The 17,966-nt window shown below is 66.3% G+C and carries 14 protein-coding genes and 1 tRNA gene; 7 read left to right on the forward strand and 8 right to left on the reverse strand.

The window, feature by feature from the left end; translation table 11 throughout:
* Positions 1–32: 32 nt before the first annotated feature.
* The 3 genes from AAF184_00965 to AAF184_00975 are packed head-to-tail and all read left to right on the forward strand — an operon-like array spanning position 33 to position 4,116.
* Entirely contained in the window at positions 33–1,508 is a 1,476-nt protein-coding gene (locus AAF184_00965; protein MEO0420876.1) for a tetratricopeptide repeat protein, read from the forward strand.
* The gene (locus AAF184_00970) at positions 1,505–3,229 is read left to right on the forward strand and encodes a CRTAC1 family protein (protein MEO0420877.1); all 1,725 of its coding nucleotides are present in this window, start codon (positions 1,505–1,507) and stop codon (positions 3,227–3,229) included. The genes AAF184_00965 and AAF184_00970 overlap by 4 nt, the downstream gene beginning before the upstream one ends.
* Positions 3,226–4,116: a PDZ domain-containing protein gene (locus tag AAF184_00975; protein ID MEO0420878.1), complete on the forward strand. Its 891-nt coding sequence runs from the start codon at positions 3,226–3,228 to the stop codon at positions 4,114–4,116. The genes AAF184_00970 and AAF184_00975 overlap by 4 nt, the downstream gene beginning before the upstream one ends.
* 91 nt (positions 4,117–4,207) lie before the next feature.
* Here the strand turns inward: AAF184_00975 and AAF184_00980 are convergent, their stop codons facing one another.
* Positions 4,208–4,798, reverse strand: a complete 591-nt coding sequence (locus AAF184_00980) for a proprotein convertase P-domain-containing protein (GenBank protein MEO0420879.1) — start codon at positions 4,796–4,798, stop codon at positions 4,208–4,210.
* A 657-nt stretch (positions 4,799–5,455) separates the two neighbouring features.
* Here AAF184_00980 and AAF184_00985 point away from each other — a divergent pair.
* The 3 genes from AAF184_00985 (at position 5,456) to AAF184_00995 (ending at position 9,482) form a co-directional block, all read left to right on the forward strand.
* Positions 5,456–7,957, forward strand: coding sequence for a PAS domain S-box protein (locus AAF184_00985; protein MEO0420880.1), 2,502 nt, complete (start codon positions 5,456–5,458; stop codon positions 7,955–7,957).
* Positions 7,958–8,108: 151 nt separating this feature from the next.
* Positions 8,109–9,014, forward strand: coding sequence for a LysR family transcriptional regulator (locus AAF184_00990; GenBank protein ID MEO0420881.1), 906 nt, complete (start codon positions 8,109–8,111; stop codon positions 9,012–9,014).
* A 51-nt stretch (positions 9,015–9,065) separates the two neighbouring features.
* The gene (locus AAF184_00995) at positions 9,066–9,482 is read left to right on the forward strand and encodes a DUF393 domain-containing protein (protein MEO0420882.1); all 417 of its coding nucleotides are present in this window, start codon (positions 9,066–9,068) and stop codon (positions 9,480–9,482) included.
* Between the two features lie 4 nt (positions 9,483–9,486).
* On the opposite strand, the gene AAF184_01000 is transcribed toward AAF184_00995, so the two are convergent.
* The 4 genes from AAF184_01000 to alaS all read right to left on the reverse strand — a co-directional run bounded on the left by AAF184_01000 (position 9,487) and on the right by alaS (position 14,169).
* Positions 9,487–9,578, reverse strand: a tRNA-Ser gene (locus AAF184_01000).
* A gap of 243 nt (positions 9,579–9,821) precedes the next feature.
* Positions 9,822–10,016, reverse strand: coding sequence for a carbon storage regulator CsrA (gene csrA / locus AAF184_01005; GenBank protein MEO0420883.1), 195 nt, complete (start codon positions 10,014–10,016; stop codon positions 9,822–9,824).
* A gap of 262 nt (positions 10,017–10,278) precedes the next feature.
* A complete protein-coding gene (locus AAF184_01010) occupies positions 10,279–11,547 on the reverse strand; it encodes an aspartate kinase (GenBank protein ID MEO0420884.1) in 1,269 nt (422 codons plus the stop codon).
* Positions 11,548–11,553: 6 nt separating this feature from the next.
* Positions 11,554–14,169, reverse strand: a complete 2,616-nt coding sequence (gene alaS / locus AAF184_01015; GenBank protein MEO0420885.1) for an alanine--tRNA ligase — start codon at positions 14,167–14,169, stop codon at positions 11,554–11,556.
* A 344-nt stretch (positions 14,170–14,513) separates the two neighbouring features.
* Between alaS and AAF184_01020 the strand changes: the two genes are divergently transcribed.
* On the forward strand, positions 14,514–15,155 hold the full coding sequence (locus tag AAF184_01020) for a hypothetical protein (protein ID MEO0420886.1): 642 nt from the start codon (positions 14,514–14,516) through the stop codon (positions 15,153–15,155).
* A gap of 66 nt (positions 15,156–15,221) precedes the next feature.
* Here the strand turns inward: AAF184_01020 and AAF184_01025 are convergent, their stop codons facing one another.
* From AAF184_01025 to AAF184_01035, 3 genes are all read right to left on the reverse strand, one after another.
* Entirely contained in the window at positions 15,222–17,195 is a 1,974-nt protein-coding gene (locus tag AAF184_01025) for a winged helix-turn-helix domain-containing protein (GenBank protein MEO0420887.1), read from the reverse strand.
* Between the two features lie 156 nt (positions 17,196–17,351).
* Positions 17,352–17,555: a dodecin family protein gene (locus AAF184_01030; protein MEO0420888.1), complete on the reverse strand. Its 204-nt coding sequence runs from the start codon at positions 17,553–17,555 to the stop codon at positions 17,352–17,354.
* 182 nt (positions 17,556–17,737) lie between these two features.
* A partial coding sequence (locus AAF184_01035; GenBank protein MEO0420889.1) for a RecX family transcriptional regulator occupies positions 17,738–17,966 on the reverse strand: 229 nt, incomplete at its 5' end.

The raw sequence follows: 17,966 nt of genomic DNA on the forward strand, positions 1-17,966 counted from the left end.
AGACTCGCGCTGTGCTAGGCTCTGGCCGCGTCATGGAGAGCATCACCAGCACCGGGTCGCCGCGACGCACACCGGCACGCCGCAAGGAAGCGAGCAGACGCCACCTCGCTCCCCTCACCGTCCTGTCGGCGTGCTTGTGCTTAAGCCTTCTCAGCGCCTGCGAGGCGCCGCTGCCGCCCCTCGAGGCGGTCGACCTCAGCGCCTATCCGCCTGCGCTCGCCGAGCGCCTGCAGGGCGAGATGGATGCAGCCCAAGCACGCGACGCCGACGCCAACCGGCAACTCGGCCTGCGCCTCGCCGCCTACGAACACCACCGCGCTGCTGCGACGAGCTTCACTCGCGCCGCCCTGATCTCCCCCGAGGCCCGCCACGACTACCTGGCCGGGAGCGCCTGGCTGGCGGCCGGCGAAGGCGCCCTAGCCCTCGACGCCTTCGCGCGAAGCAACACGCAGCAGGCCTCGGCGCGGGCCACCACCGGCGAAGGGGCCGCCCACGAACTCCTCGGCGAACGCCCCGCGGCGATAGCGAAGTTCGAAGCGGCCCTGGCCCAGGACGAGGACGCTGCCTACGCCCTGTGGCGCCTGGGGCAACTGCATCTGGAAGACGGCGACCCACGCCGCGCCCTGCCCTATCTACAACGCGTGCTGTCCACGCACGGCGATGTCGGCGCGGTGCACTACGCGCTCAGCCAGGTTCACGCCCGCCTCGGCGATGACGCCAAGGCGCAGCAGCACCAACAGGCCTTCATCACCCACCGCGAACGCCAGCTGCGTCGCGACTCCGCCCTCGCCCGCCAGCTGGCCGGCTACGTGTTGTCCGATCGCGCGGCGATCGCGCGCGGGCAGCAGCTCTTCGCGGCCAACAAGCTGCCCGAGGCGGTCGCCGCCTTCGAGCAAGCCCTGGCCATCAACCCGAACAACGCCAGCACGCACACCACGCTGATCGGCGTGCACACGGCCCTGCGCCAAGTGGAGGACGCGAAGCGCCACTTCGAGGCCGCCACCCGCCTCGCCCCGGGGCAGGCCCGCGCCTACTTCAACTACGGTCGCGCCCTGGCCAACGCCGGCCGCTGGCAAGAGGCTGCGACGCTGGTAGAAGAGGCGGTGCGACTGCAACCGCATACGGTGGAGTATCGGCTCGTCTACGGCAGCACGCTCGGCGCCACCGACCGCCTCGCGGAGGCGGCGGCCCAGTTTCGAGCCGTGGCCGACGGTGACACCGACCACGCCCTCGCCCACACCAACCTCGTGCGCGTACTCGGCGCCATGGAAGATGACGAGGCCGTGCTGGCGCTGATCGAGAAGGGGCGCGCCGGCTCGAGACCCCTGCTACCGATGCTGTTAGCTCACGCCCAGACCCTCGCCGGCCGGCCCGACCCACAGACGGCGATCCCCTGGCTGCGCGAGGCGCTCAACACGCCGCAAGTCACGGCAGATGCCGCCCTGGCCGGGCGCATCGAAGCGCGCATCGACGTCATCGAGGCGCTCGCCACCGAGGGCACGAGATGAGAGCGCTCGCATCGATCGGCGCCGCCGCCCTCGCCCTGACCCTGCCGGCGTGCTCACCCTCATCCACGCAGACCCCTGCCAGCAACAACGGCGCCGGCGAAGGCCCGCCCCCCTTCCAGGAGGTAGCGGCGCAGGCGGGCCTCACGTTCACGCATTTCGCTGCCGCGAGCGACGCCTACCACGTGCCCGAGATCATGGGCGCCGGTGTCGCGCTGTTGGATCTCGACGGGGACGGCGATCTCGACGCCTACCTCGTCCAGGGCGCCCTCAGCCCCAACGGTGACGACACGGTCGAGGCATCGACACCAGATCGCCCCCTTCGCAACACACTCTGGCGCAACGAGTCGACACCCGACGGCCTGCGCTTCGCCGACGTGACCGACACGGTGGGCGGCGGCGACCCAGGGTTTGGCATGGGCGTGGCGACCGGGGATATCGACGGCGACGGCGACACGGACCTCTACGTCACCAACCTCGGCGACAACACCCTCTACCGCAACGACGACGGCCGCCTGCACGCGGTGGCCGACGCCGGCGGCGCGCAGGACCCTCGCTGGAGCACCAGCGCCAGCTTCTGCGACTACGATGGCGACGGCGACCTCGACCTCTACGTCGCCAACTACCTTGGCTACAGCTACGCCGAAGATCTGCGCTGCACGGACACGGCCGGCCTGCCCGACTACTGCTCGCCGGGCAGCTACCCCCCGGTCTCCGACAGCCTGTTCCGCAACGACGGCCAGGGCGCCTTCACGGACGTCTCCGAGACCACCCGCATCGCCACGCTCCCCGGGGCAGGCCTCGGCGTCGCGTGCCTGGACGCCAACGGTGACGGCCAACGCGACTTTTACGTGGCCAACGACGGCATGGCGAACCGCCTCTGGCAACAGGGCGAGGACGGCACCTTCGAGGACGTCGGCCTCACCAGCGGCACCGCCTACAACGCCGCCGGTGCGCCCGAGGCGGGCATGGGCATCGTCGCCGAGGACATCGACCAGGACGGCGACACGGACCTGTTCATCACCCACCTCAACGGTGAAAGCAACACCCTGTACCGCAACGAGGGCTCGCTCTTCGCCGACATGACGGGCCCCGCCGGCCTCGGCCCCGCCAGCCTGGCGTACACGGGCTTCGGTGCGGTGGCGATCTACGCGGACGACGACGACCTAAGCGATCTGTTCATCGCCAACGGGGCAGTGGCACGGGGCGCCGGCCGCACGGGGCGACTGACCGCCTACGCCCAGGCCAACCAGGTCTTTCGGGGGAACGGCGAGGGACGCTTCGCCCTCCTGCCCCAGGGCCCCGGAGACGACGTCCGGATCAGTCGCGGTGTCGCCAAGGGTGATCTCGACGGCGATGGCGATGAGGACCTCATCGTGCTCAACAACCACGGCCCCGCCGCCCTCTTGCAGCGGCGCGGCAAGCCCGCCGGGGAGTCGATGCACGTGATCGCCTTGCGGGCGGCGCCGGGGCAGGCGGTCGCCGGGGCGAGGCTCGTCTTCGACTGTTCGCCCGCTTCGCAAATTCACCGCCAGGTGCGCCGCGATGGCAGCTACCTGAGCGCCAGCGCACCGCGAGTGCACGTGCGCGGCTGCGGTGCTAGAGCGGACATCACCGTCACCTGGTTGGATGGTCGCCAGGAGCGATTCCGCCAGGTGCCCGCCGGCGCCACCGCGATAAGATGGCTGACCCAGGGCGACGGCCAGGAGATTCAGCAGCCTTGAACAAGCAGCTAGTGTTCACCGCTGCCGCGGGTGCGCTCGCGGGGCTTCTCGCGTACGCGGGCATCGACCACCTGCTGAGGGACGGGGCGCCCGCGAGCGCCGCTGACCAGGTCGACGCCAGCGCTGCAGCCACGATCTCCCGCCTCGAAGCGCAGCTGGCGGATGCCCGGTCCGCCAAGGCGCGACTCGAGACTCAACTGCTGGAACAGGTGGCGCGGCTGCAGGCGCTACAGCAACAACAAGCCAGCGGTGATAACGCCCTCGCGCACACCATCGATAGCGCCCTAGCGTCGCCAGCTACTTCGCCTGAAGCGCTCGCTGCGGCCGAGAAGACGGCGCAGGCACGCGGCGCGGGCACCAGCAGCGATGGCGCCGACCCGCTGGCCCGCTACCTGAGCAGCGGCATGGACCCCGTGCTGGCGGCCCGGCTCAGCGACCGCAACGACGAGATGACCCTGGCCCGAATGAACCTGCGCGATCGCGCGGAGCGAGAGGGATGGCTCGACTCGCCGCGCTACGCGCAAGAGCAAGCAGCGATCGCCAGCTGGTACCAGGACCTGCGCCCTGAGATCGGTGATGAGGCCTACGATCAATTTCTCTTCGCGTCGGGCCGCCCCAACCGCGTTGTGGTCCGGGAGGTACTCACCGGCGGCGCGGGGGCGTCCGCCGGGCTGCAGGTGGGCGACACGATCATGAGCTATGGAACGGAGCGCATCTTCGATACACGAGCCCTGCAAGATGCGAGCGTCGCAGGCTCGGCGGGAGCGCAGACGTTGGTGGAGGTGCTTCGCGACGGGCAACGACTCACCCTGTACCTGCCGCGCGGGCCCCTGGGGGCCGGCGTGCGTACGGGCAGCGCCAACCCCGCGACGTCGACCAACCCGTAGGGATCACGCACAAAAAAAGCGGGCTCCGTTGCCGGAGCCCACTTCGGTCGTCACGATCGAACGGCCGGCTCGGCCGCCCGCCTCGTCAGTACTAGTCCTTGAAGACTTGCTGCGGCGCCATGCCGCGGTTGTTGATCACCAGTGCCCAACCGTTTAGGACACCGAGGTCACCGCCGGCATTATCGGACAGGAACAGGGTCCAGGTGCCGTCGCCCGACTCACCGTTGAAGCCACTCAGAGCGCTTTCGGGAATGAACGCGCGAACACAGCCATCGCCCATGGTATCCGACGGGCTTGAATCGCAGTCCGAACCGGCACTCTCCGCCTCGGCGATGAAGCGATCATCGAAGATCAAGGCCAGGCCCGAGGACATGTCACTCGAGTCACCGAAGTCACCCTGTTCGGGGTTACCCGGACGGTCCATCAGCGTGACGGTGGTGCCTGAAGGTGAGGTGACGGTCCAGATCAGATCGCCCACCCAAGTGTGGTCGATGGAGACGGCGATAGACACGCTCTCGACGGTGCCAACCCCACTGGCATCGATCGAGCTGGTCACGCCGTTCGCATCATCATCCGGCAGATCGAGGCCGAGGCCGGGGCCTGCGAGGAAAATTTCAGCGTTAGCGGCCGTAGCAAAGCCTACCAAGCCCGCAACTGCGAGCATCGTACGAACAAAGGTCATGAAGTACTCCCCAGAATTGTTGGTATTGAGCGCCACATCGTGAGGCGCGCAATCGTCACAGCATCCCTACTGCTGCCAGGCGACTCTAATTCATGAAAACGTCAAACGCCAATTATGGATAGTGGCGGAGAGGACCCGCACGCTGGCGGCGCTTCCTGACACCCGGACCGATGCAGCGCGTCAAAGGCGCGCTGCATCGCGCCAATCCAGTAGCACTCGGTTCACCTATCCTATTCGATAGCTTTCCATAAGCTATTGAAACTGTCCGTGGACAGCGCCTTACTACCGATTGCATCGCCGGGGTGATGCCTGAGCGATCGAGCAACGTCGCGATGATGGGCAACAGCTAGTCGCGTCAACCCTCGGTCGCGAAGAGACACGATCGGCGCCAAGCGCTCGACACCATCCGGCGGACACTTGCCTGGCCCACCTTGGTCCACCATGGCGCTTTCCCAAGGACAACCGCGACCGGGATAGCCGGTCCGTTGCGCACTGCGCGGATCAGCTCACAGTTCTCACACGCCCCTGTCCAGACATCCACACGTTTCGTGCGCTGCGTTCACGTGGAGGGGATCTTCTAGGTTGCAGACTCAACGGCGTTTGAGTGGGCGACCAATGCGCCCCCCTAATATCCCGACCGGAGACTGCACGGCAGCCATGAGCACCAAAGACGAAACCCCGGGGACCGAAACTGAGTCCTCCGCACTTAACGAAGTGCTTCATCAGGCAATCGACGCGGTGGTCACCATCGACCACGAGAACCACGTCACGTTCTTCAACCCCGCGGCCGAGCGCCTGTGGGGCTATGACGCCGATGAGGTAATCGGCCAGAACGTCAAGATGCTGGTGCCGGAACTCATCCGCAGCCAGCATGACGACATGGTCAACGCCAACCGTGACACGGGCGTCGACAAGATCGTCGGCACCAGCCGTGAGGTCGAGGTTCACCGCAAAGACGGGTCCCTGGCATGGGGCCTGCTGTCCCTCTCTCGCGTAAAGAAGGCCAATGGTGAGACCCACTACACCGCCTTCGTCAAGGACGTCTCGGCCGACAAGCGCCGTCGCGAGATGATCCGCCAGACGCTGAATCAGGCGGTGGACGCGGTGGTGACGATTGATGGCGACAACAACGTCACCTTCTTCAACCCGGCCGCTGAAGCGCTCTGGGGTTACGACGCTGATGAGGTGATGGGCAAGAACGTGCGCATGCTCGTACCCCAGGTACACCAGGCGCAGCATGACGACCTCGTCAACGCCAACCGCACCACCGGCGTTAACAAGATCGTCGGCACGGGTCGCGATGTGGAGGTCCACCGCAAGGACGGCTCGGTGATCTGGGGCAACCTCACTCTGTCGAAGCTCGAATTCGATGGCGAGATCAACTACACGGCCTTCGTGAAGGACATCACGGCCGAGCGCCGCAGGCGCGAGATGATGCGCCAGACGCTCGAACAAGCGATGGATGCCGTGGTCACGATCGACAGCCACAACGAGGTCACCTATTTCAACCCCGCCGCCGAGGCCCTGTGGGGCTACGACGAGGACGAGGTGATCGGCAAGAACGTGCGCATGCTCGTGCCCCAGGTGCACCAGGCGCAGCACGATCACTTCGTCAACGCTAACCGCGACACGGGCGTCAACAAGATCGTCGGCACGGGCCGCGAGGTGGAAGTGCACCGCAAAGACGGCTCGATGATCTGGGGCATGCTCACGCTCTCCAAGCTCGAGGTCGATGGCGAGATCAATTACACCGCCTTCGTCAAGGACGTCACGGCCGAGAAGCGCAGCCGCGAGATGATCACCCAGACGCTGACCCAGGCGCTGGACGCGGTGGTCACCATCGATGGCGAGAACAACGTGACCTTCTTCAACCCGGCTGCCGAGACCCTCTGGGGCTACAGTGCAGACGAGGTCGTGGGCAAGAACGTGCGCATGCTCGTGCCCTCGATCCATCACGCGGAGCACGACAACTTCGTCAACGCCAACCGCACCACGGGCGTGAACAAGATCGTCGGTACCGGCCGCGAGGTGGAGGTCCACCGTAAGGATGGCTCGGTCGGCTGGGGCTTCCTCTCCCTGTCGAAGGTCAAGGTGGGCGACGAGGTGGTCTACACGGCCTTCGTGCGCGACATCAACGAAGAGGTTCGCCTGCGCGGTGAGGCTGAGCGTGAGCGCCGCCGCCTCATCGACGGCGTCGTCACCGACGCCAGCGAGCTCCTGCAGGCGATCGCCCGCGGCGACCTGCGCACCCGCATGACGGGCGAGTACGGCGAGGACTTTGCAAGCCTCACCACCGCCATCAACGATTGCGCCAACTCCCTGAGCGAGATCGTGACCGAGATCCGCGGTGCCGCCGTCTCGATCGAGAGCGGCGCTCAGGAAGTCCTGCAGAGCAACCATCAGCTGAACGAGCGCACGGAGTCGCAGGCCTCGGCCCTCGAGGAGACGTCGGCGAGCATGGAGGAGATGACCCAGTCCGTCGCCTCCAACGCGTCCAACGCCCGCGAGGTAGAGACCCTCACCGTGGATGCTGTGAAGGTGGCCACCGAAGGCAACACCGTGGTCGGCTCGGCGATCGAGGCCACCCACTCGATCCGCGAGTCCAGCGAGCGCATCGGCGACATCACCAACGTGATCAACGAGATCGCCTTCCAGACCAACCTCCTCGCCCTGAACGCCTCGATCGAGGCCGCTCGCGCCGGCGAGCACGGTCGAGGCTTCGCCGTGGTGGCGCAGGAAGTGCGGGCCCTGGCCCAGCGCAGCGCCGACGCGGCGAAGGAGATCAAGGTGCTCATCCAGGACAGCACGGAGCGCGTGAACACCGGCGCCAGCCTCGTCACCCAGGCAGGCGAGCGCCTGCAGGACATCGTGAAGTCCGTGGACGGCGTGAACACCTACGTCACGCAGATCGCCAGCGCCTGCGCCGAACAGGCCGAGGGCATCAACCTGGTGAGCGGCGCCCTGGTGCACATGGACAAGAGCACCCAGGAGACCTCAGGTCTTGCCAACGCCGCCGCCAACTGCAGCCGCTCCATGAGCGACAGCGCACGCCGCCTGTCCGAACTGGTACAGCACTTCGAGCTGCAGGGCGAGAACCACGGTGGCTCGGGCGTGGTCGACCTCAATGGTCAACACGGCCACGACCGGATGGCCAGCTAAGGCCGACTGCCCTAAGGCCCGCTCCCTGGCGGAGCGGGCCCTCGCGATTCCCACCGGCCGCCGTCCCGCAGCCCTCGACCGTCACCGTCGGTGCTACCGTTGTACGCTCACGCCAAGCTTCGGCGCGCGCTGAGCGGACTGCACGGGGGACATGAGTCGCATGCTGCGCAACTGGGACGACCTACGCATATTCCTCGCCGTCGCCCGCGAGCGCTCCCTGAGTGACGCGGCCGCTGCCCTCGAGGTCAGCCAACCCACGGTGAGCCGACGCCTGAAAGAGCTGGAGCGTCGCCTCAGCGCCACCCTCATCAACCGCAGCGCCGAGGGCTATACCCTCACCCCCGCCGGGGAGCAGATCCTGTCCCTGGTGGAGGAACTCGACCGCGGGGTGAACGCCGTCGAACGCCAGGTGGCCGGCACGGACACGCGGATCAGTGGCAAGGTGAAGGTGGCCGCCACCACGGGCCTTGCCCGCCTCTGGCTCGCCTCCCGCTTGCGTGCGCTGATGGACGAGGAGCCGGATCTTGACATCGACCTGTGCGTCGGCATCGATCACTCGGATCTCCTGCGTCGCGAAGCCGACGTGGCCCTGCGCTTCGGCGATCCGGGCTCCGATCAGCTGGTGGGCCGGCGCCTGGGCCAGGTGTACTGCGGCCTCTACGCCAGCCCCGACTACCTGGCCGAGCACGGCGAGCCGAAGACCCCGGACGACCTTACCGGCCACGTGGTGATCGAGTCAGCTCGCGTGATTGATGAGTTGGTCCAGGTGCGTGCTCTACGGCGCCTGGCGCGCGGCGCGCGCGCGCGCATGACCAGCGACAACGTGGAGGTGCAGCTGGCCGCCGCCGAGGCAGGACACGGCATCGTTCCCCTGCTTACCTACATGCGCCACGGCGCGCCGACGCTGAAGCGCATCCTGCGCCCTCACTTCGATATTCCCCTGGATCTTTGGCTCCTCACCCATCGCGATCTTCGCGAGAACGCACGCGTACGCCGCGTCTTGGATTTCGTGTACGGGCAGTGGCAGGAGGATCGCGACTGGCTGATGGATTCGTAAGGCTGCCGTGCCCCACGAACCCACCTGATGCCCCGAGACGAAATCATGCCCATGAGCGATTCAACCCCTGAGAACGGGCAGCCTGACGCGCCCCCAGCGGTCACCGTCTGGTTCGACAGTGACTGCCCCTTATGCGTACGCGAGATCGCCCTGATGCGGCGCCTGGACCGCCGCGGGCGGATCGCCTTCGTCGATGCGGTGAGTGATGCCGAGGGCTGCCCCCTCGATCCGCAGACGCTTCTCGCCCGATTCCACGCCCAGGAGCGCGGCGGCGAACTGGTGAGCGGTGCCGCTGCGTTCGCGGCCATGTGGCGAGCGATTCCGGTTCTGCGTCCCATCGGGGAACTGGCGCGCCTGGCCCCGGTGCTCTGGGCCTTAGAACGGTTGTACAGGGGCTTTCTGCGCGTGAGGCCGCGCCTTCAGGCACTGGTGCGGCGGCGGGTGGAGGGGGCCGGTCCGGTGCCGTAAGGGGTGGCGGAGAGAGAGGGATTCGAACCCTCGAAGGGGTTTAATCCCCTTACTCCCTTAGCAGGGGAGCGCCTTCAGCCACTCAGCCATCTCTCCGCAGCGGCGAGCCAGGGCGCAAGAACGCGCTTCCGGCAGGACGAGGAATAATAGTGGTCACCGCGCCCGTCCACAACCCATGGAGCGGTCGCAGGGCTGGCCGGACGGGGTGAATTCAGGGTACGCGGGATTTACTCACTCGACGTGAGCACTGCCCGGCGGGGCGCCCTCGCCAGGCGCCTGGGACGCCGGCCCGCCTCCGGATGGAGGTCGGGCACGTCCTCCGCGGGTCGTTCGAGGCGCCTAGACGGCGACTCGCGAATCGCCGACGGCTTCTTCCGCCTTGATCCGATCGTAGATCTCTTCGCGATGCACAGCCACCTCTTTCGGTGCCGCCACGCCGATGCGTACGGAGTTGCCCTTCACACTCAGGACCGTCACCGTGATGTCGTCACCGATCACCACGCTCTCTCCGCTCTTTCTCGTCAGAATCAGCATCTCTTACTCGCCTCCATGACTGACTGCTTGCGCTCGTCGTCCCCGCACGGCTCGTTGTCGTTGTCTAACGTCATCATCCTCGATAGCCATGAGAGCGAAGACCTGAGAGACCTACAATCGGGTCAATACCCTAACGGTGGGCTGCAACCGATTCACTCTCGCATCCTTTGCACTCATCCCGCTTCCATGGCGGGGCCCGACGCCAGCCGGACAACCATCGACATTCAAACCTTATGCAAGATGGCGAGGCCGATGCTCTCGGCTAGCGTGCCTGGTCGGTGGCCGGGGGCTCGTGAAGTCGGAAGGCCTGGTGGAGGGCCTTAACGCCGAGTTCGAGATACTCCTCGTCCACCAGCACGGCCATCTTGATCTCCGAGGTGCTCACCATGCGCACGTTGATGCGCTCCGCGGCGAGGGCCTCGAACATGCGCGACGCAATCCCGGCATGTGATCGCATGCCGATTCCGACGGCTGCGATCTTCACGACGTTGCTGTTGCCACGCACTTCCGATCCTGGCAGTTCGACCAGTGCGCTCTCGACGCACTTGATCGCCTGGACGAACTCGTTGCGGTGCACCGTGAAGGTCACGTCCACTCCCCCGTCGGGGTGGGAGGCCATCACGATCATGTCCACTTCGATGTTCGCTTCGGACACTGGTGAGAGTATTTTGTAGGCAGTTCCGGGAAGATTCGGGACCCGCGTCACAGTTATCTCGGCTTCATCGCGGGAAAACGCGATCCCGCTGACCAGAGGCGCTTCCAGCGCGCCCTCTTCTTCATCCGCGATCAGGGTGCCAGGATCGGCCCCCGTGCTGTGCATCACGCGCACGGCCATGCCGTGCTTGCTGGCGAACTCTACGGACCGCGTTTGCAGCACCTTGGAGCCCTGCCCGGCCAGTTCGAGCATCTCCTCGAAGCTAAGGCGGCGAATTAGTTGAGCATCGTCCACGGCCCGCGGATCGGTGGTGTACACGCCATCCACGTCGGACAAGATCTGACACTCGTCCGCCTCCAGGGCGACGGCGAGGGCCACGGCGGAGGTATCCGACCCACCACGACCAAGGGTGGTGATCCGGCCGTGCTCGTCGACGCCTTGGAACCCCGCCACGACGGGAATCACCCCGCCTTGCAGATCCTCGATCAACCCCGCGGTCTCGATCTGACGGATGCGCGCCTTGCCGGCCGTCGCCTCGGTAATCACGGGCACCTGAAACCCCAGCCACGAGCGCGCCTGCAACCCGAGCTCTCGCAAGGCGATCGCCATCAGGGCGATGGACACCTGCTCACCGGACGCGAGCAGCACGTCCACCTCGGCACGCTCCGCATCTGCAGCCATGGCACGCGCCATCCCCAGCAGGCGATCGGTCTCCCCGCCCATGGCCGAGCACACGACGGCGACCTGATCCCCCGCCTGGTGTGCCGCCGCCACCCGCTGCGCCGCTGCCCGAATCAGCTCCAAGGACCCGAGCGACGTGCCGCCGAACTTCTGCACGATGCGACGGCCGCTGCGCGCTGACGAAGGTTCGCTCATCGTGACCTAACCGCCCGCCGAAGTGAGCTGAGCGCGCACCCAATCGCTGACGCTCGCCAGCGCGTCGTTCAGCTTCTCCGGCTGATCGCCACCGGCCTGCGCCATGTCGGGTCGACCGCCGCCCTTGCCGCCCACCTGGGCCGCCACCTGGTTGACCAGATCACCGGCCTTGAGACGCTTGGTCTGAGACTTGGAGACGCCCGCGATCAAGCGCACCTTGTCGCCGTCGACGCTGGCCAGCACCACCGCCGCATCGCCTAGCTTGTTCTTTAGCTGATCCACGGTGTCGCGCAGGGTCTTGACGTCGGCACCCTCCAGGCGAGCCGCCAGCACCTTCAGGCCCTCCACGTCCTGGGCCTGCTCGGTAAGCGCATCCCCCGCGGAGCCCGCGAGCTTCGCCTTCAGGCGCTCCAGCTCCTTCTCGAGGCTGCGGTTGCGCTCGAGGAGTTGCCCCACCTTCTCGCCCACGTCTTCGCGCCCCGTGCGCAGCAGGTCTGCCGTCTGGGCGAGGGTAGCGTCCGCGTCCTGCATCCACTTCACGGCCCCCGCGCCGGTGGCGGCCTCGACACGACGCACGCCGGAGGCGATCCCCGACTCGGACAGGATCTTAAAGGCCCCGATGTCGCCGGCACGATCGACGTGGGTACCGCCGCACAGCTCGGTGGAGAAGTCTCCGAGGCGTAGCACACGGACGTTCTCATCGTACTTGTCGTCGAAGAAGGCAAGGGCGCCCGCGGCGATCGCATCGTCGTAGGGCATCTCGCTGATCTGGGCCCCCACGTTGAGGCGGATCTGCTCGTTCACCAGCACTTCGATCTCGCGCAGCTGCTCAGCGCTCACTGCCTCGTAGTGGGAGAAGTCGAAGCGCAGGCGATCGGGCGCCACCAGGGAGCCCTTCTGTTGCACGTGCGAACCCAGCACCTGGCGCAGGGCGGCGTGGAGCAGGTGCGTCGCGCTGTGGTTGCGCACCGTAGCTTCGCGCAGCTTGCCGTCGACCGTCGCCTGCAGCGTGTCGCCGACGCGCAGGGTCACGCCGTCGCTGACCGTGCCGAGGTGGCCATGGGCCTTACCGAACTTGCGCGTGTCGCTCACGGTGAAGAGCACGCTGCCATCCTCGGCGACGAGCTGCCCCTTGTCCCCTACCTGACCGCCGGACTCGGCGTAGAACGGCGTCTCCTCCAACACCACCACGCCCTCGACGCCGGCGGCGAGGGCGTCCACCTCGTCCTCTCCCTGCAGCAAGCGCGTGACTTTGGCCGTGCCGGCGAGATGCTCGTAGCCCGTGAAGCGGGTCTGCTCATCGATGGCTCGCGTCGACGCCCCAGCGCCGAAACGACTGGCCTTCTTAGCCTGCTCGCGCTGCGCCTGCATGGCCGCATCGAAGCCCTTCGTGTCGACGGTGAGGCCACGCTCGCGAGCGATGTCGGCGGTGAGATCCGGCGGGAAGCCGTAGGTGTCGTAGAGGCGGAAGGCGAGCTCGCCAGGCACCACCTTGCCGCTGACCCCCGAAATGCCTTCTTCGAAGATCTTCATGCCGTGGGAGAGGGTCTCGGCGAAACGCTCCTCCTCCTGGCGCAGCACCTTCTGCACGTGGCCGCTCGCCTCGCGCAGCTCCGGGAACGCCTCGCCCATCTGCACATCGAGGGGCGCCACGAGGGTGTTGAAGAACGGCTCCTGGCGGCCGAGCTTGTAGCCATGGCGGCAGGCGCGACGGATGATCCGGCGCAACACGTAGCCGCGGCCTTCGTTCGAGGGCAGCACACCATCCGTGATCAGGAACGAGCAGGCCCGGATGTGATCGGCGATCACGCGCAGGGAACTCGCCTGCAGGTCCTGCGTATTGGTGGCGTTGGCCGCCGCCTCCACCAGGGCCCGAAACATGTCGATCTCGTAGTTGTTGTGCACGCCCTGAAGCACGGCCGCCATGCGCTCGAGGCCCATGCCCGTGTCCACAGAGGGCTTGGGCAGGGGCGTCATGGTGCCGGTGGCGTCGCGATCGAACTGCATGAACACGAGGTTCCAGATCTCGATGTAGCGGTCGAGATCGTCGTCCTTGCTGCCCGGCGGGCCGCCGGGGATCTTCGCGCCGTGATCGTAGAAGATCTCGCTGCAGGGGCCGCAGGGGCCCGTGTCGCCCATGGACCAGAAGTTATCTTTCTCGCCGAGGCGGGAGAGGCGATCGGCCGGCACGCCGATGTGCTTGGTCCAGATGTCGGCGGCTTCGTCATCGTCGTGATAGACCGTCACCCACAGGCGATCGGCTGGCAGGCCGAACTCCTCGGTCACCATCGCCCAAGCGAACTCGATCGCTTCGCGCTTGAAGTAGTCGCCGAAGCTGAAGTTGCCGAGCATCTCGAAGAACGTGTGATGGCGAGCCGTGTAGCCCACGTTCTCCAGGTCATTGTGCTTGCCGCCCGCGCGCACGCAGCGCTGGGAGGTGGTCGCCCGGCGGTAGGAGCGCTTGTCCTCGCCCAGGAACACGTCCTTGAACTGCACCATGCCCGCGTTGGTGAACAACAGCGTTGGGTCGTTCGCCGGAATGAGCGAACTCGAGGCCACCACCTGGTGGTCATTGCGGGCGAAGTAGTCGAGGAATCGGCGCCGCAGCTCGGCACTTTTCATGCTGCACTCCCGTCGGATCTGCGACCCGCTAGTGTACGGCCGGCGCGGGGCTCATGCACGCATCGCAGCAATCGAGGCTCTAGCCGCCCGCGGGGCCCGGCACGGCCCACATCGCTGGTCACACTCCCTTCCACCCGATCCGCGACGCCTGGCACGAGGAAACAGACGCTTAGCCCGGGCTTTCGTGGTTTTCGCAGGGTTTGTTCGTGAGCCGTTCGTGATTCCCGGGAGGCGCCGCACCGAAGCTGAGAGCGCGTCGATCGTTCGGTCGACAGCTGTCGAGTCAGTGGAGGAATTCGATGTTAGAGACAAGAAAGGGATGCGCTGCAGCGCTCGCATTCAGCATGGCCATAACCATCCCCAGTGCCTTTGCCCAGGGAGCGGGGGCCGCGATCGGGCAAGCGGGGGGCGATTGCCAGGTCGGTGCGATCCTGGACTTCTGGGGCGAGGAGATCGCCGGTCAAGCCGTCAGCGGTCGCTCCCGCCTGTGTGCAGGAGAACGTGGCTTGAACGCCACGCTGGAGGTCACCGGCCTGATCCCGGGCCACGCGTACACCGCCTGGTGGGTCTACATCGACTCGCCCCAGGCTTGCGCGAACTTCCCGCTCACCACGGAGAATTCCGATGTGCCCTTCGATGAGCCCTTCGGCTACGCCGGCATGTGCGGCCTCGCCGACTTCGGCACGCCGGACCCCGTCGAGGACATCGTCAATCCTCTGGCCGTGTTCGGCCGCTTCGACTCAGCGATCGCAGGTGATGAATCCCGGCGCTTCCTGCGCGGCACGGTGCGCGACTTCACGCCCTCCCCGGGCAGCCAGGTATGGGTGCTCGTCTTCGGCCACGGGCCGGCCAATGAGGCCGACGGCCGTGAGCTCGCGCGGCAACTGCTGACGCCCGAGGATCCCCTGGCCGGCATTCCGCACCTCGGCATCGAAGGGCGCCCGTTCGGCTACGCTGCGGGCGTTACCGTGTTCGAGCTTCCCTAGGGCAAGGCGACTGAACCCTAGCTGATCGCACGCGGCGCGTTCGATCCTGAGCGATCGAACGCGCCGTCAGCGCACCGGCAGGGACAGCTCCAGCTCAGCCAAACGTGCCGGTGCGAGGCCGGCCCTCGTCAGCAGTTCCTCCCAGCGTGGCTCTTCCTTCAGGGGAGCCAGCAAAGGTGATCGCATGGCCAGCGCAAGTTCGAAAAAGTCCGTGTTCGGTAACCCGGCGACGCCGCCCTCTAGGGCCCAGTCGATGAGTATCGAAAGCTCCTCAAAAGCGGCGTCCACCAGTCCCGCCTGGGCGTAGACCTCAGCGAGTAGTGGACGGAGCTCTGAGGGACTCCCGCCAGATTCGATCAACCCCGTCAGCTTGTTGACCTCCAGTCGCCAACGAGACTCTTCGCCCAGTCGATGCAACGCGAGCGCCAGGCCCCGGGCCCGGTGGGGCGCACTGGATTCTCGCTCGATGTAAACAAGTGCCGAACGCGCATCATCGGCAAGCAAATGCGCCAGGGCGATGGTGCTCTGCCCGTGCGGCATCCCCGTGATCGATCGCAACTGATCGATCCGCGCCACGGCATGATCGTAGCTACCCGTGCGCAGATGCAGCCGCGCGTCCAGATGCAGGCAGAGGCCGCATAGGGGGTTAATCTCCAAGACTCGTTCGCTCACGGCCAGGGCGCTCCGATCGCTGAGGAAGGCAGCCGCGAAGTAGGACGCCACGAAGAGCACCGATTCCTGGTCACCCGCGAGATCGAGTGCACGCCGCAGCTGGACGGCGGCTGTCTCCAAGTCGGCGAGGGCTGTGGCCGTTTGCCACGCCTGGTAGGCAACCACCGCCGGGTCACCGGGATCGTGCACCGCTGCCTTATCCAGCAGACGCCGAAGTTCCATGTTGACTTCGAGGCGGCCCTGCCGAGTCCCGGGGGGATCACGGCGAGATTTCGCGTAGCCAACGCGATACAGCTCTCGCCAAGCCGGGGCGAAGGTCTCATCCCGCGTCAAGATCTGCGCGAGCAGCGCTTCGGCAACCTCGAGTGAATCTTGATTCCCCGAATCGAGCACGAACTTCGCCTGCAGAAACTGGCGATACAGGGCGGGGTCCCAAACACGTGCGTTGGGTCGCTGCATAGCGGGCTCGGCGAAGCTCGTTCGTACGGCGTCGACCACGCGCCTATGCAATGACAGTTCACCACCATCATCCTCAGAGAACACCTCGGACCAGAGCTGGCGCTCGCTTGCCGCTTCCACTAGTTGCGCGGTGACTCGTAGCCGTCCGTCAACTTCGCGCACGCTACCTTCCAGGATGTGGGACGCATCGAGGCGCTCGCCGAGTCCTCCCGCTGTCAGACCGCTGTCGCGCAGGGCGAATGACGAAGTACGCCCTACGACCCGGAGGGAGCTTGCTCTTGCGAGGCTGTTCAGCACCTCCTCAGCGATACCATCCCCCAGATACTGAAGATCTTGAGCCGCACTCAGATCGACGAAGGGCATCACGGCGAGCGCATTGCGCTCTGCTGGAGGCGGCGAGATCGCCGTGGGCGGGGGACGCTGCGGCGTGAGCAGATACATGAGCGCCGCAAACACCGATATCACCACCGCCGCAAGGGGCAGCGACGCTTGCCACCACCTCGTGCCTGCGGTCGACTCAGTCGCAGTCGCAGCTGCAAGGGGCTGCGCTCGCTCCTCCCGCACGGCCACATCGAGCATGTAGCCCCGCCGAGGGACCGTCTTCAGGACGATACGTTCATCGTCACCCAATACGCGTCGCAGCTCCACTACGCACTGGGTCAATGCGTCATCGGTTACCTCGACCGGCCCCCACACGGCCTCGATCAGTTCATTCTTCGAACACAGGCGCTGAGGGTGGGCGATGAAATAGCTCAATAGCTGGAAGGTGCGTGGCCGCAGCTTCAGCGGTTCGTCTCCACGACTCAGCGTGCCGCGGTTTGGATCGAGCACGAAATCATCGAAGTGTTTTAGTGACCGTCGCGACGCGGTCGCGGGGGATGCCGGCAGGTTGGCGCGCGAGCCAGACATAGGGGAGTCGACTTGGATCGAATCGGAATCCTACGGTGCCACAGGCTTCGGAGGCCGGCAAATCTGGGCACTCGCCAGACGGATTCGTACCGTCGTGCGCGATCGCACGACGATACGAGTCGACGGTCTACTACATCGTCGACTTAGCGGATCCGCTCAGTCGTTGAGGATGAAGGTGACCTTCAGGGCAACCCGGTACTCGGTCACCTTGCCGTTCGCCACCAGTACCTTCTGGTCTTGCACCCACGCCGACTGCACGTTGTGCAGGGTCTTGGTGGCGCGGGCCACCCCGAGATCGACGGCGTCATCGAAGGACTTCGGTGACGAGGCGATGATTTCCGTAACGCGTGCAACGCTCATGTGACACTCCCTGTGGTTTGATCGAAGCACCGACCATCGTGTCACCGACGGGGAGCAGCTCCAAGGGACGTTACGGTCGTTGACACATCACCGGGTGGTGACACGGTGACGGGGTGTAAACCGCGATAGGGTAAGGCGCAAACGGCGGCCCCGCCTCCGGCCAGCGGCGACGACGCAGATGCCTAGTCGAGAGGGTTTGCGTCGCCCTCTAGCGCCTGAAAGGTTTGCGCTGCGCTGAAGCCACGTGACTGGAGGAAGCGCGCCTGCTTTGCTCGCGCGGCCTCACCGTCGGGCGAACCGGCGCCGAAGCGGCGAATCCGGACCGCTCGGGCCTGCACCACCCAGTCAACGTCCAGCGCCTCCAACGCGAGGGCAGCGTCGCCCGCACGGATGCCGCGCTCACGCAGGCCA

This window comes from Pseudomonadota bacterium (assembly GCA_039815145.1).
Classification (GTDB): domain Bacteria; phylum Pseudomonadota; class Gammaproteobacteria; order Steroidobacterales; family JBCBZW01; genus JBCBZW01.

Coding starts and splice junctions, on each gene's coding strand:
- AAF184_00965 (MEO0420876.1), top strand. CDS start 33: ATGGAGAGCATCACCAGCACCGGGTCGCCGCGACGCACACCGGCACGC.
- AAF184_00970 (MEO0420877.1), top strand. CDS start 1,505: ATGAGAGCGCTCGCATCGATCGGCGCCGCCGCCCTCGCCCTGACCCTG.
- AAF184_00980 (MEO0420879.1), bottom strand. CDS start 4,798: ATGACCTTTGTTCGTACGATGCTCGCAGTTGCGGGCTTGGTAGGCTTT.
- AAF184_00985 (MEO0420880.1), top strand. CDS start 5,456: ATGAGCACCAAAGACGAAACCCCGGGGACCGAAACTGAGTCCTCCGCA.
- AAF184_00990 (MEO0420881.1), top strand. CDS start 8,109: ATGAGTCGCATGCTGCGCAACTGGGACGACCTACGCATATTCCTCGCC.
- AAF184_00995 (MEO0420882.1), top strand. CDS start 9,066: ATGAGCGATTCAACCCCTGAGAACGGGCAGCCTGACGCGCCCCCAGCG.
- csrA (MEO0420883.1), bottom strand. CDS start 10,016: ATGCTGATTCTGACGAGAAAGAGCGGAGAGAGCGTGGTGATCGGTGAC.
- AAF184_01010 (MEO0420884.1), bottom strand. CDS start 11,547: ATGAGCGAACCTTCGTCAGCGCGCAGCGGCCGTCGCATCGTGCAGAAG.
- alaS (MEO0420885.1), bottom strand. CDS start 14,169: ATGAAAAGTGCCGAGCTGCGGCGCCGATTCCTCGACTACTTCGCCCGC.
- AAF184_01020 (MEO0420886.1), top strand. CDS start 14,514: ATGGCCATAACCATCCCCAGTGCCTTTGCCCAGGGAGCGGGGGCCGCG.
- AAF184_01025 (MEO0420887.1), bottom strand. CDS start 17,195: ATGTCTGGCTCGCGCGCCAACCTGCCGGCATCCCCCGCGACCGCGTCG.
- AAF184_01030 (MEO0420888.1), bottom strand. CDS start 17,555: ATGAGCGTTGCACGCGTTACGGAAATCATCGCCTCGTCACCGAAGTCC.